Genomic DNA, 13,770 nt, shown 5'->3' on the forward strand with positions numbered 1-13,770 from the left:
AGTCCTGATAATAAAAAACAGGTGGCGCATCGCACCCTGTTAATTCTCTGATACAGACAGCCTTATCCTTTCAAGACAGGGCTGTGAGTTCAGTATTATTCAGCCCTGTCTCATCCGAAATGAAACAGCCTGTTTGCGCCAGATATTTTCTTTTTAAGCCTTGCCACTCACGGGAAAAACATCATTAGATCGCGGTAAACCTGCGAAATTAACGGTTATCTGGCGGAACGGGACCTTAACAAAAACACCTTATTCCCACAATAAATAAAGGGATAACATTGACGGAATTCAGGACCGATTGACGATTGATTGATGTTACGTCCCAGTAGTCAGAGAAGGTAGCGGTAATCAGGGGATGAACCCGGTAAGAATAAGCATCGCCGCGCCTTGCATTGCTGCAGCGAGTCCGCTATATCTTTCGCTCAGGCCCTGTCCTGAAGCGGCCCGGCGCGCGCGGGCCGTAAGCCAGGGTAAAAGGCAGTTCATTACCACGCTCAGTTTTTTTATTTACGCTCCGGCCTCGTCATGGGCTGTGAGACCTGGCAGCCCACTGCCTCAGACAGACGAAAACCGGACAAATCACTATCATGCGATCACACTTCAGAATGGCCTTGTGCTGCCTCCTGGTCGGTAATATCACACAGGCCTGGGCTGAGGGGCTGACGCTGGGCGCCCAGGGCGAGGCGAACTTTACGCCTTATCGCCAGTACAAAACGCAGTTTTCAGGTCTGCCTTATGTAGGATATGACAACAACCATGTCTATATTGACGGCACCGAAGTCGGCGCCTATTTGATCAAAGATGACACCACACAGCTAAAGGCGCGCTGGTGGTATCTGGATAACGAGTTCGATCCCGGCCAGTCATCTGACCCGGCGCTTCGACAGCTAGACATCCGCCACAGCACCATGATGGGCGGCATCAGCTATCAAAAGATAACCCCCGTCGGTGCTTTCAGAACGGAACTCTCTGCGGATACGCTGAATGAAAGCCGGGGATTACTGGGAACCGTCGCATGGGCGGGCCAGGTGTCGTTCATGCAGTTGGACGTTTATCCGCAGGTTGGGGTGGACTGGCTGAATAAGCAGCAGGCAAGCTATTACTACGGCGTGAACGCTCAGGAATCCGAGCGCAGCGGTTTACCTTCCTGGCGTCATCAGGGCATTACGCCGTGGCTTGCTTTGGCGTTTGACTGGCACCCGGTTACGCCGTTGCATATTTATCTTCAGCCCAAAGTCACCTTCCTGACTGGCGCACTTCGCGACAGTCCGATGACGGATCAACAGTATTACTGGACGCTTTCTTCAGGCGTTACCTGGACATTTTAAAGCGGGCATTCGGGCTGTGCCGCCACGATGCCTGGCGGCTTGAGAGAGACTCGCGGATAGCGCCGCCTGTGCCGGTAACCGGCTGCAGCGCCTGAATATAAACATGCTCTACAGATGAGATTTCACATATCGCCCTGTCGATGGGCAACGTACCTCGATTATTCAAGACGGTACACACAGAATAAAAAAGGGACGATTTCTCGTCCCTTTTCAACATCGTCGAGGCCGGTTACTGCAGTAGCGAAATATCAGCGACCTGCAGGAACAGTTCGCGCAGTTTCGACAGCAGCGTCAGACGGTTAATCCGCACCGCCTCGTCTTCCGCATTAACCATCACTTTATCGAAGAAGTTGTCTACGGCTTCGCGCAGCTGCGCCAGCTCAATTAACGCATCCTGATAGCGACCTTCTGCAAAGTAAGGCTGCAGTTTACTGCTCAGAGCGGTCACAAAGGTGGCCAGCTGAATCTCTTCATTCTCTTTTAACAACGACGCCTGCACGCTGTCATTCAGCGGTTCGGTCGATTTAGCCAGAATGTTAGAGACGCGCTTATTGGCAGCGGCCAGCGCGGCAGCCTCATCCAGCGTGCGGAAGTGTGAGACCGCCTTCATGCGGGCATCAAAGTCGGCCGGACGGGTTGGACGACGTGCCAGTACAGCCTGCAGCGTATCAATGCTGTGGCCTTCTTCCTGATACCAGCTGCGGAAGCGACCCAACATAAAGTCGATGACGTCATTAACCGCATTGGCATTGCTCAGCTTGCTGCCATACAGGCGCACGGCTTCTTCGGTCAGCGTTTGCAGATCGAGTGGCAGATTTTTTTCTACGATAATGCGCAGCACGCCCAGCGCGGCACGACGCAGAGCAAAGGGATCTTTATCGCCCTTTGGATGCTGACCAATACCAAAAATCCCGGCCAGCGTGTCCATTTTATCGGCAATCGCCAGCGCACAGGCAACCGGGCTGGACGGCAAATCGTCCCCTGCGAAACGCGGCTGGTACTGCTCGTTCAGCGCCACCGCAACATCTTCGGCTTCGCCGTCATGACGCGCATAATGCATGCCCATCACGCCTTGCGTGTCGGTGAACTCAAACACCATATTGGTCATCAGGTCGCATTTGGACAGCAGGCCCGCGCGCGTGGCGTGATTCACATCAGCACCAATCTGCGCTGCGACCCAACCGGCAAGGGCCTGAATACGATCGGTTTTGTCACGCAGCGAACCCAGCTCTTTCTGGAACAGCACGGTTTCGAGGCGCGGCAGGTGATCTTCAAGGCGCTTTTTGCGGTCGGTATCAAAAAAGAATTCGGCATCCGCCAGACGCGGGCGTACAACCTTCTCATTACCGGAAATGATCTGCTGCGGATCGCTGGACTCAATGTTGGTCACAAAAATGAAGTTTGGTAGCAGGTTGCCTTCCGCATCATAAACCGGGAAGTACTTCTGATCGCCTTTCATGGTGTAAACCAGCGCTTCAGACGGCACCTTAAGGAATTTTTCCTCAAAGGTGGCGGTCAATACGACCGGCCATTCCACCAGCGACGTCACCTCTTCCAGCAGGCTGTCGCTGAGGTCAGCGACCCCACCTAAACGACGCGCCGCGGCTTCTGCATCGGCTTTAATCATGGCCTTGCGAACCTGATAGTCAGCAATGACCTGACCGCGCTTTTCAAGCACATCCGGATACTGATCGGCGTTCTCCAGCGTGATCTCACTTTCGCCCATGAAGCGGTGACCACGAATAACGCGATCTGACTTAATGCCAAGGATCGTGGCGGGAATCAGTTCATCGCCCAGCAGCAGGGTGACGGTATGCACCGGACGCACAAACTGCACGTCGCTGTCGCCCCAGCGCATCAGTTTAGGTACTGGCAGTTTACTCAGAGCAGTGGCAACCATTCCTGGCAGCAATGCCTGAGCAGCCTCACCTTTAACCTGGGCACGATAAACCAGCCATTCGCCTTTGTCGGTGCTCAGGCGTTCAGCCTGCTCAACCGTAATACCGTTACCGCGTGCCCAGCCTTCCGCTGCTTTAGTGGCATTGCCTTCTGCATCGAAGGCCGCCGCGACCGCAGGCCCGCGCTTTTCTACTTCACGATCGGGCTGGGAGGCACTCAGGCTGGCGATTTTCAACGCCAGACGGCGCGGGGCAGCAAACCAGCTTACCTCGCCATGGTTCAGATTAGCCGCATCCAGCTCGGCAGTCACCTGAGCAGCAAAGGCTTCCGCCAGGCTGCGTAATGCTTTCGGTGGCAGCTCTTCGGTGCCGATTTCCACCAGGAACGTTTTGTCAGTCATGGCTGCCTCTTACTTTTTGTTATTGCACATCGGGAAGCCCAGCGCTTCGCGAGAAGCGTAATAGGCTTCAGCCACGGCTTTAGTCAGGGTGCGGATACGCAGAATGTAGCGCTGACGCTCCGTCACCGAGATCGCTTTACGCGCGTCCAGCAGGTTAAAGCTGTGTGCGGCTTTCAGAATGCGCTCGTAAGCAGGCAGCGGAAGAGGTTTTTCCAACGCCAGTAGCTGCTGCGCTTCTTTCTCATACTGCTCAAAACAGGTGAAGAGAAAATCCACGTCGGCGTATTCAAAGTTGTAGGTAGACTGCTCGACTTCGTTCTGGTGGAACACGTCGCCGTAGGTTGTTTTACCTAACGGACCGTCGCTCCAGACCAGATCGTAAACGCTGTCAACGCCCTGGATGTACATCGCGAGGCGCTCAAGACCGTAGGTGATCTCACCGGTAACCGGTTTGCACTCCAGGCCACCTACCTGCTGAAAATAGGTAAACTGCGTCACTTCCATGCCGTTAAGCCACACTTCCCAGCCGAGTCCCCAGGCACCAAGCGTAGGGTTTTCCCAGTTATCTTCGACAAAGCGAATATCGTGCACCGTGGGATCCATACCCAGCTCTTTCAGCGACCCAAGGTACAGCTCCTGAATGTTGTCCGGCGATGGCTTGATGATCACCTGAAACTGGTAATAGTGCTGTAAGCGGTTCGGGTTTTCGCCGTAGCGGCCGTCGGTAGGACGGCGGGACGGCTGCACATAGGCGGCGGCAATCGGCTCCGGGCCAAGTGCGCGCAGGCAGGTCATTGGGTGTGAAGTACCAGCGCCCACTTCCATGTCCAGTGGTTGAACAATGGTGCAGCCCTGGCGCGCCCAGTAATCCTGCAATGTCAGGATCAGGCCCTGAAAGGTCTTGGTATCAAACTTTTGCATGATGAGTTCGCACGCGGTTCGGCTAGATAAAAAAAGAGTGCGACAGTATACCCTTTGACCGCGCGATGTGCAGCCGGAAATCCTGCCGCGCAGCCTGGAGAGTGGATTTTAGGATGACGTTCAGCGCCACAGCGATGCTGAACGGCAAAATTAACCTGTGCCGTTTGGCTTTTTTCATGCGATCTTGCGCACAGAGGGTTCTGAATCCCTGTCGGCGCGCTTGTTGACTGCAACGCGACTGGCTACGCTTTGCACCGGGACGCACTGCGCCAGAGGAAACCATGTCGCAAAAGATTTACTGGATAGATAATTTGCGGGCAATTGCCTGCCTGATGGTCATCGTCATCCATACCACCACCTGGTATCTGGCCGGGCCGATGGCGATAAAAGGTCACTGGTGGGACATCGCCAACCTGCTCAACTCAACGTCACGCATCTGTGTGCCGCTGTTTTTTATGATTTCCGGCTACCTGTTCTTTGGCGAACGCAGCGCACAACCCCGTCATCTATGGCGACTCGTCGGATGCCTGCTGTTTTACAGCGCCGTCGCGCTGGTCTATATCAGCCTGCTAACGCCCATCGGTGAAGGCCGTTCAATATTGAAAATGCTACAGAAACCGGTGTTTTATCATCTGTGGTTTTTCTTCGCGCTGATCGGCATTTACCTGCTATCGCCCTTAATTCAGGTCAAAAGCGTGCGCCCCCGCTATGTGGCGGTGCTGGTGCTGGTTGTGGCGGTGCTGGCTAATCCCAATACCATGGATCAGTCATGGGGGCGGTTTCACTGGTTACCGATCAACCTCTATCTGAGCGGAGACAGTATTTATTACCTGCTCTACGCGCTGTTGGGGCGCGCTATCGGCACCATGGAAACAGACAGGCGCGGCGTAACTGCGCTGGCGGTCTTGGCCTTCCTGGCCTGCGTGACCGGTATTATGTTGGGCACTAAACGGGCATTAATCGTCAACGGCGCATTTAACGATACCTGGTATCTCTATTGTGGACCGCTGGTGTTTATTGCGGCCATCAGCGCCCTGCTGGTGTTCAAAAATGCCTTTAATCAACGCACTCTGCCTGGCCTGGCGACGATTTCGCGCTACTCGCTGCCCATCTACGGTTTTCACGCGCTGTTTATCCATTTCATCCGTACAAATCACTATGATGATATGACGCGTCCCTGGTTGGATCTGCCCGCCGTCTTTATGGTCACCCTGGCAGGCAGCCTGCTTCTGGCGATGCTGCTCAGTCGGCTGGACAGGCGCCACTGGGTAACCTGAGGCTAGGTTGTCAGGTTCCAACCCCGCGCACGCCACAGTTCAGGCAGCGCCGCCATATCCGTAAACACCGTGACCAGCGGGTGATCCAGTTCCGGGTTGTGCGCGTCGGCACAGTAGTAGAACACTGGCATGCCAGCGGCGATTCCGGCCCGCGCGCCCGCTTCAGAATCATCCACTAAAATACAACGCTCAACAGGCACTCGCATTTGCTCTGCGGCGTGAAACATCAGCTCAGGCTCGGGTTTCCAGTGACCAATGTCGTAACCGCTGTAAAGGCGCTCGGCAAAGTAGTCCAGCATGCCGGTTAATCCCAGCGAGTGCTGCATCTTCTTGACCGTACCGTTGGATACCACGCACACCGGGACGTTCATCTGCTCCACCAACGCCTTCGCCCCGGCTATCGGCTTCAACTCCAGATCGAAAAGTCGGGCAACTTCACTCCGGTAGGCGGGTTCAAGTTCGTCCAGCGGTAATCTGACCCCATGCGACTCGCTAACGTCACGGATGATGTCATACAGTTTCACCCCTTTGTACTTTTCGAACATCTCCTGCAGGGAGAGCGTTATACCGTAACGGGCAAAGGTGGTGACGTAAGCGCGTGTACAAAGCACTTCGCTGTCTACCAGGGTACCATCACAATCGAAAAAGACGCATTCTGCTGACATCTGACTCCATCCTTTTAGTTGGGTGCCCCTACACTCTACCCTAAGCCTGACGCGTTGTGATAATGGCAATCGGTTGCGAAAAATCATTGTATTGCCCGGGCAAAATCGCCAGGATACGCGCCGGTGAAATTTTCTTCCGGATAAACGGCATGAACAAACAAAGCCTTTTTCAGCGCGTATTTAAATTGCAGGAACACGGTACAACGGTTCGTACCGAGGTCATTGCTGGCGTTACCACGTTTTTGACCATGGTATACATCGTTTTTGTAAACCCACAAATTTTGGGTGTGGCAGGGATGAACGCCCAGGCGGTGTTCGTAACGACCTGTCTTATTGCCGCATTCGGCAGCATCCTGATGGGCCTGTTCGCCAATCTTCCGGTCGCACTGGCACCGGCAATGGGCCTCAATGCCTTTTTTGCCTTCGTCGTCGTGGGTGCTATGGGTTACTCGTGGCAGGTCGGTATGGGCGCCATCTTTTGGGGCGCGCTGGGGTTGCTTATCCTGACGCTGCTGCGTATTCGCTACTGGATGATCGCCAATATTCCACTTAGCCTGCGCGTGGGCATTACCGCCGGCATTGGCCTGTTCATTGCCATGATGGGCCTGAAAAACGCCGGCATCATTGTGGCCAACCCGGATACGCTGGTCACTGTGGGCAACCTCAGCTCGCATAACGTGCTGCTGGGTGCTCTGGGTTTCTTTATTATCGCCATTCTGGCGTCACGCAATATTCACGCCGCCGTGCTGATTTCGATGATCGTCACCACGGCGATTGGCTGGATGCTGGGCGACGTGAAGTTTGTGGGTCTGTTCTCTGCGCCTCCGTCCATCACCTCTGTGGTCGGTCAGGTCGATATCAAAGGCGCGTTCAATATTGGCATGGCCGGCATCATCTTCTCTTTTATGCTGGTCAATCTGTTTGACTCATCAGGTACGCTGATTGGCGTCACCGATAAAGCCGGCCTGGTCGATGAAAAAGGGACTTTCCCACGGATGAAACAGGCGCTCTATGTCGACAGCATCAGTTCCGTTACTGGCGCGCTGGCAGGGACCTCTTCCGTTACGGCCTATATTGAAAGTACGTCTGGCGTCGCCGTTGGTGGTCGTACCGGACTGATGGCGGTCGTCACCGGCCTTCTGTTCCTGCTGGTCACATTTTTATCACCGCTGGCAGCCATGGTTCCGGCCTATGCCGCAGCGGGCGCGCTGATCTACGTTGGCGTGCTGATGACCGCCAGCCTGTCGCGGGTTAAATGGGACGATCTGACGGAGGCCGTTCCCGCTTTTGTTACGGCCGCGATGATGCCGTTTAGCTTCTCCATTACGGAAGGCATCGCGCTGGGCTTTATTGCTTACTGTGTCATGAAACTTGGCACCGGGCGCTGGCGTGAAATCAGCCCCTGCGTGGTGATTGTCGCGTTACTGTTTGTGCTTAAAATCGCGTTTATCGACGCACACTGAGCGCCCTGGGAAGTCGTGCGCTGGCGGCCTGTTACTGGGTCAGTATGAGGCCAGCGCGCGTCCATGCAGCGTCGTCAGACGCATCATTTTTGTCCCGTCATCCGGCTTATCTAACGCGATATCACGCAGTGCAGACCACTGGCCGCCGCCGGTGATTTCCCATAAGTACAGGCGCCGCACATGGGGTGATAAAGCACAGGACCACACCAGCGTGGGCTCCGCATCGCACAGAATCTGCAGGTCGGTGGGCAGCGTTGTACGCAGGCGCCCGGCGCCGGGCAATAGCTGTAGCGAACGCAGCCCTTCTTCACCTGCGCCCTGCAGTTTCATTACGCTGTGGCGCAGCGTCCAGATCTGCGTCACGGCCTCAGGCACATCTTGCTGAGCATTGATCCAGGCGATTTCTCCTGAACTTAACCCCTGCACCATCAGCGCCTGCGTCTGACGACTGTGTGCCCGCACGATATCCATATCCAGGCCGACCTGACTGCGCTCTTCAGCCAGCAGGACGCCCACGGTATTCCCCGCGTAGGCAATATTGAAGTCAGGAAGATCGCGATCCGCAAAGGCCGGGCGGCCGTTATGACGCTTAACGATGGGCGGAAGACGATGAAGGCCGTAAATACGCTGCATGAGCTGTGCCAGCAAGATACGGGCCGCCAGAAATCGCCCTCGACGTTTATCCGCAAGATGCTGCGCGCTGTCGATGATGTCCTGCGGGATGGCGCTATCAGCCACCAACTGCCCGGGATTGCCTGTCCAACGAACAAAATGACCCGCCATCTGTCTCTCCATGAAAATGGTCAAATAATCATCAACCCCATTATAAGCGCTTTCTCAGGCTACCGCATACAGCTTGCCCTTTTTTCAGAAAAGCAGCAGGCTGGAGCCCTCACTACAGGCAGAAGTCACCAGCAGAAACGGGCGTTACGAAAAAGTCGTAACGCGCTGGGATATCAGACGAACTGGCAGGCTTGCTCAAGACTCAAGCGGGGCAAACGGGGAGGAAGTTTATCCGGGATGCCATAGCCCAGATTAATTAACAGATTCGCCTGCCAGGTGGTATCGGCAAAAAAGGCATCGTTAACTTTTAGCGGATCGAAGCCCGACATGGGTCCCGCATCCAGCCCCAGCGCTCGGGCTGCCAGAATTAGATAGCCTGCCTGTAAGCTACTGTTGCGAAACGCCGTCTCTTTGACTAAATCTGGCGTGTTAGTAAACCAGTTACGCGCATCGGCATGTTGAAACAGCATCGTCAGATGCTGATAAAACTCGCTGTCCCAGGCAATAATAACGGTGACCGGTGCGCTCATTGTTTTCTCAAGATTGCCGGACGCCAGCGCCGGTTTCAGCTTTTCTTTCCCCTCGGCTGAGGTGACAAAAACGAAGCGTCCCGGGGAGCAGTTTGCTGAAGTTGGGGCCAGGGCAACGAGCTGGTAGAGCTGTTCCAGCAGGGCCTGTTCGACCGGTTTTTGCTGCCAGTGATTATGGGTGCGGGCGTGGTAAAAAAGGGTGTCTAGCGCTGCATTATCAAGCGATGTAGTCATATAACTCTCCAGGGAAAACATCCAGTATTCGACCTATACGGTGAGTTCACGTTTTTGGATGCGTTTCAGCCCGTCTCATTGCGTGATGTGCTTGTCGACGTCCAGCTGAAAATACGGCTTCATAACATCCAACCCTACAATAATCTACGCCACAACAACCAATAAGCAACACATGACGCGTTGGCCCGTAAACGGCGACGGCTTCGTTTTACCGGGCCGCTTACGGGCCATGTGCAGTGTTATTTGCCGATACAGAAACTGGAGAAAATTCGCCCCAGCAAATCGTCTGACGTAAATTCACCAGTGATTTCGCTAAGCGCCTGCTGCGCAAGACGCAGTTCTTCTGCCAGCAACTCGCCAGCCCAGGCACCCAACAGTTGGGATTTGCCCTGTTCAAGATGCGTAGCGGCAAGCTCCAGTGCCTGCAAATGGCGGCGACGAGCCAGGAAACCGCCTTCCATATTATCGGCAAAGCCCATGGTCTGTTTCAGATGGTCACGCAGTGTATCCAGGCCTTCGCTGGTTCGGGCTGACAGCCTGATGAGCGCGTGGCCATTCGCGTTGGTCAGTCCCCGTGCTTCACCGGTGATGTCCGCCTTATTGCGTACGACGGTAATCGGCAACTGAGGCGGGAGACGCGCGACAAAATCCGGCCAGATCTCCGCGGGCTCGGTTGCGTCCGTCGTTGTGCCGTCCACCATAAAAAGCACCCTGTCGGCCTGTTCGATTTCATGCCAGGCGCGTTCAATACCAATACGTTCCACTTCATCGCTGGCCTCACGCAACCCTGCGGTATCAATGATATGCAACGGCATACCGTCAATATGAATATGCTCACGCAGCACATCGCGCGTTGTGCCGGCAATATCCGTCACGATGGCCGCCTCACGACCGGCAAGCGCATTCAGCAGGCTGGATTTTCCTGCGTTGGGGCGGCCGGCAATCACCACCTTCATGCCTTCGCGCAACAGGCTGCCCTGTTTGGCTTCGGCACGCACGGCATCAAGATCGCTGATGACCGTATTCAACTGCCCTTCGATTTTGCCGTCAGACAGAAAATCGATCTCCTCATCGGGGAAATCAATGGCCGCCTCAACATAGATACGCAGGTGCGTCAGGGCTTCTACAAGATGATTAATGCGAACAGAGAAGGCTCCCTGCAGCGAGTTGACCGCCGAGCGTGCCGCCTGTTCTGAGCTGGCATCAATCAGGTCGGCAATGGCTTCTGCCTGGGCTAAATCGAGTTTATCGTTAAGGAAAGCCCGCTCAGAGAATTCGCCCGGTTGGGCAATGCGCAGGCCGGGCAGCGCCACAATACGTTTCAGCAGCAGATCCAGAATCACCGGACCGCCATGGCCCTGTAACTCCAGCACGTCTTCACCGGTAAAAGAGTGAGGGCCGGGAAACCATAGCGCGATTCCCTGATCCAGCACGCTACCGTCACTATCGTTAAACGATAAATAGTCGGCGTAACGCGGTTTGGGCAGTTTACCCAGTATCTGCTGGGCAACCTCTGCGGCTCGCGGACCGGAAATGCGCAAAATGCCAACGCCGCCCCGTCCGGGCGGGGTTGCCTGAGCAACAATGGTATCGCTATGGCTCATAAATTCTCTCTCACTACAAAAAACAAAGGCGGTCGCTTTGACCGCCTGAGCATAACCGTATTTATCGCGGGAAACCTCCCGCGACGGTCTTACGCTTTCTTCTTGTCGCGACTGTGTAAGCCACGTTTTTCCAGGCCGCGATAAATCAGCTGCTGCTGGAGAATGGTTACCAGGTTACTGACGATGTAGTACAGCACCAGACCTGACGGGAACCACAGGAAGAACACGGTGAAAATCACAGGCATGTACGTCATGATCTTCTGCTGCATCGGATCGGTCACGGTGGTCGGTGACATCTTCTGAATGAAGAACATGGTGATACCCATCAGAATCGGCAGGATATAGTACGGATCCTGTGCTGACAGATCGTGGATCCACAATATAAACGGCGCATGACGCAGTTCTACCGAGCCAGACAGCATGTAGTACAGGGCAAGGAAGATAGGCATCTGAATGACCAGCGGCAAGCAGCCACCCAGCGGATTCACTTTTTCTGCCTTATACAGCGCCATCATCTCCTGGCTCTGCTTCTGCTTATCGTCACCTAAACGCTCACGCATCGCCTGAATCTTCGGCTGTAGCATGCGCATTTTCGCCATCGAGGTGTACTGCGCTTTTGTCAGCGGGTACATGATGCCACGCACGATGAACGTGATAATGATGATGGAGAAGCCCCAGTTACCGATAAAGCTGTGAATGAACTTCAACAGTTTAAACAGCGGCTGAGAGATGAACCATAACCAACCGTAGTCAACCGTCAGGTCAAGGTGAGGCGCAATCGCGGCCATCTTGTCCTGAATTTCCGGCCCTACCCACAGCGTGGCATCCAGCGTTTGTTGCGCACCTGGTGCGACGGTTACCGGCGCAGATTTATAGCCGATTGCAGCAACGCCATTACCCAGATTGCTGGTATAAAGCGTGTTTGTCCCCTGCGTGCGCGGTACCCATGCGGTCGCGAAATACTGCTGCAACATTGCCACCCAGCCATTGCTGGTGGTGGTATTGAGGTTTTCGTTATCGGCGATGGTATCGAACTTAATCTTTTCGTATTTCGATTCGCTGGTGGAGTAAGCCGTTCCGCGGAAGGTGTGCAACGCAAAGTTGTTGCTGCCGGTATCACGGTGCTTAGGCAAATCGATCGTCTGTTTTAACTGACCAAACATCGACAATTCCAGCGGCTGCTGGCTGGTATTGTTAATGTTGTAGTCAACGTTAACCGCATAGTCGCCACGCTTGAACACGAATGTCTTGGTGTAAACAACGCCGTTTTCAGCGGTGAACGTCATCGGAACACGCAGTTCGCTCTGACCCTCAGCCAGTTCGAAGTGATCCTGAGCCGTGTTATACAGCGGACGCGCACCATTATTCGGGTTGTCCGGACCATTACGGCCGGTTAAACCACTTTGCGCCTGGTAAACAAACGACGGTGTGGTTTCCAGCAGCTCAAACGGCTTGTCAGAACCCAACTTATCCGGGTAAGTCAGCAGTTGAGCCTGGTCAACATCGCCACCGCGGGTGTTGATCGTTAATGACAGGACATCAGTCTTAACGGTGATCGTTTTACCCTGGCCGCTGGCCGGTACACCCTGGCCTGCAGCATCACCGGCTGCACTGTTTGTGTTCTGCGTGGTCTGGGTCTGCAAAGGCTTCGGAGCATGGTCCGTCTGCCAGGCTTGCCAGATCATGAAAGACACGAACAGAAAAGCGATGAGAAAGAGATTGCGTTGCGAATCCATCGTTAATGTTCTCTGGTATCAAAGGTTTTTGGCGGCACAGGATCGTCACCACCCGGGTTCAAAGGGTGGCATTTTAATACGCGTTTTAAAGTCAACCAACTGCCTTTTATCAACCCAAACCTGCGCAAGGCCTCAATTCCGTATTGAGAGCAGGTCGGATGAAACCGACAGTGTGGCCCCAGTAATGGACTGATGCCGCGTTGATAGACGCGTATCAGGACGATCAGGAACCGCGCGCCAGGCGACAGTGACGACGCCATAATTTCTCCAACGCTTCCGCCAACATACGGTTATCGAGATCGGCAACACCCTTCTTCGCAACCACCACAAAGTCCATCGACGGCAATTCATGTTGACGCAGGCGAAAGCTTTCGCGGGTCAATCGCTTGATCCGGTTGCGTTCGTGAGCGCGTTTCACATGTTTTTTCGCGACGGTCAGACCGATGCGGGGATACCCCAGCGCGTTAAGGCGGCCGAGAATAGTAATTTGCGGCGTGCCAGCCCGTTGTGGCTGCTGAAAGACGAAAGTGAAATGAGTGGGAGTTAACAAACGTAACTCCCTGGGAAATGCGAGCTTACCCATCAGGGTTAGCTTTATTACTTAGAAACGGTCAGACGAGCGCGGCCTTTAGCACGACGACGTGCCAGAACCTGACGACCATTTTTAGTAGCCATACGAGCACGGAAGCCGTGTGAACGGTTGCGCTTCAGTACGGACGGTTGAAAAGTGCGTTTCATGGCGATTTCTACCTAAACTTGAAAATTTTCACTGGGTGACGCGTTTCCGGACCAAAAAACAGACCGACGCCTCAATGTGTCTTTAATAAAGAGGCGGGATTGTAATAATTGTACAGTCCCGAGTCAATTTACTTCGCTTGTCGCGGTACCAGATAACCCGGATACAGACCGCTGAGTCCGGGCATTGAGCTT

General features: G+C 54.5%; 13 protein-coding genes. 3 read left to right on the forward strand and 10 right to left on the reverse strand.

All coding sequences use genetic code 11. From position 1 onward, the window contains the following. Positions 1–587 precede the first annotated feature (587 nt). Positions 588–1,328 (forward strand): MipA/OmpV family protein, encoded by a 741-nt coding sequence (locus AAIE03_RS17645; protein WP_015701319.1) that lies wholly within the window; start codon positions 588–590, stop codon positions 1,326–1,328. Between the two features lie 229 nt (positions 1,329–1,557). Here the strand turns inward: AAIE03_RS17645 and glyS are convergent, their stop codons facing one another. Together glyS and glyQ are read right to left on the reverse strand one after the other, a co-directional pair. After that, a complete protein-coding gene (gene glyS, locus AAIE03_RS17650) occupies positions 1,558–3,627 on the reverse strand; it encodes a glycine--tRNA ligase subunit beta (RefSeq protein ID WP_014607029.1) in 2,070 nt (689 codons plus the stop codon). A 9-nt stretch (positions 3,628–3,636) separates the two neighbouring features. Beyond that, positions 3,637–4,548 (reverse strand): glycine--tRNA ligase subunit alpha, encoded by a 912-nt coding sequence (gene glyQ / locus AAIE03_RS17655; protein WP_013024007.1) that lies wholly within the window; start codon positions 4,546–4,548, stop codon positions 3,637–3,639. Positions 4,549–4,829: 281 nt separating this feature from the next. Between glyQ and AAIE03_RS17660 the strand changes: the two genes are divergently transcribed. Continuing rightward, positions 4,830–5,825, forward strand: coding sequence for an acyltransferase (locus AAIE03_RS17660; RefSeq protein ID WP_014607030.1), 996 nt, complete (start codon positions 4,830–4,832; stop codon positions 5,823–5,825). 2 nt (positions 5,826–5,827) lie between these two features. On the opposite strand, the gene yieH is transcribed toward AAIE03_RS17660, so the two are convergent. Then, entirely contained in the window at positions 5,828–6,490 is a 663-nt protein-coding gene (gene yieH, locus AAIE03_RS17665) for a 6-phosphogluconate phosphatase (protein ID WP_029570824.1), read from the reverse strand. A gap of 149 nt (positions 6,491–6,639) precedes the next feature. On the opposite strand from yieH, the gene AAIE03_RS17670 reads away from it, so the two are divergent. Then, positions 6,640–7,953, forward strand: a complete 1,314-nt coding sequence (locus AAIE03_RS17670; protein WP_014607032.1) for an NCS2 family permease — start codon at positions 6,640–6,642, stop codon at positions 7,951–7,953. 39 nt (positions 7,954–7,992) lie between these two features. Here AAIE03_RS17670 and AAIE03_RS17675 read toward each other — a convergent pair whose 3' ends face one another. The 7 genes from AAIE03_RS17675 to rpmH all read right to left on the reverse strand — a co-directional run bounded on the left by AAIE03_RS17675 (position 7,993) and on the right by rpmH (position 13,578). After that, the gene (locus AAIE03_RS17675; RefSeq protein WP_015701322.1) at positions 7,993–8,736 is read right to left on the reverse strand and encodes a 4'-phosphopantetheinyl transferase family protein; all 744 of its coding nucleotides are present in this window, start codon (positions 8,734–8,736) and stop codon (positions 7,993–7,995) included. Between the two features lie 173 nt (positions 8,737–8,909). Further along, entirely contained in the window at positions 8,910–9,500 is a 591-nt protein-coding gene (locus AAIE03_RS17680; protein ID WP_014607034.1) for a malonic semialdehyde reductase, read from the reverse strand. A 239-nt stretch (positions 9,501–9,739) separates the two neighbouring features. Continuing rightward, on the reverse strand, positions 9,740–11,104 hold the full coding sequence (gene mnmE, locus AAIE03_RS17685; protein ID WP_013024001.1) for a tRNA uridine-5-carboxymethylaminomethyl(34) synthesis GTPase MnmE: 1,365 nt from the start codon (positions 11,102–11,104) through the stop codon (positions 9,740–9,742). A gap of 89 nt (positions 11,105–11,193) precedes the next feature. Continuing rightward, a complete protein-coding gene (yidC, locus tag AAIE03_RS17690; RefSeq protein WP_013024000.1) occupies positions 11,194–12,840 on the reverse strand; it encodes a membrane protein insertase YidC in 1,647 nt (548 codons plus the stop codon). A 2-nt stretch (positions 12,841–12,842) separates the two neighbouring features. After that, a complete protein-coding gene (yidD, locus tag AAIE03_RS17695) occupies positions 12,843–13,100 on the reverse strand; it encodes a membrane protein insertion efficiency factor YidD (protein ID WP_014607035.1) in 258 nt (85 codons plus the stop codon). Next, positions 13,064–13,423 carry a ribonuclease P protein component gene (gene rnpA / locus AAIE03_RS17700; RefSeq protein ID WP_013023999.1) on the reverse strand — a complete coding sequence of 120 codons (360 nt, stop codon included), beginning with the start codon at positions 13,421–13,423 and terminating at the stop codon, positions 13,064–13,066. Before rnpA ends, yidD begins: the two co-directional genes overlap by 37 nt. 14 nt (positions 13,424–13,437) lie before the next feature. Continuing rightward, positions 13,438–13,578, reverse strand: a complete 141-nt coding sequence (gene rpmH / locus AAIE03_RS17705; RefSeq protein ID WP_000831330.1) for a 50S ribosomal protein L34 — start codon at positions 13,576–13,578, stop codon at positions 13,438–13,440. Positions 13,579–13,770 lie beyond the last annotated feature (192 nt).

The organism is Pantoea sp. Ae19-2 (genome assembly GCF_059801205.1).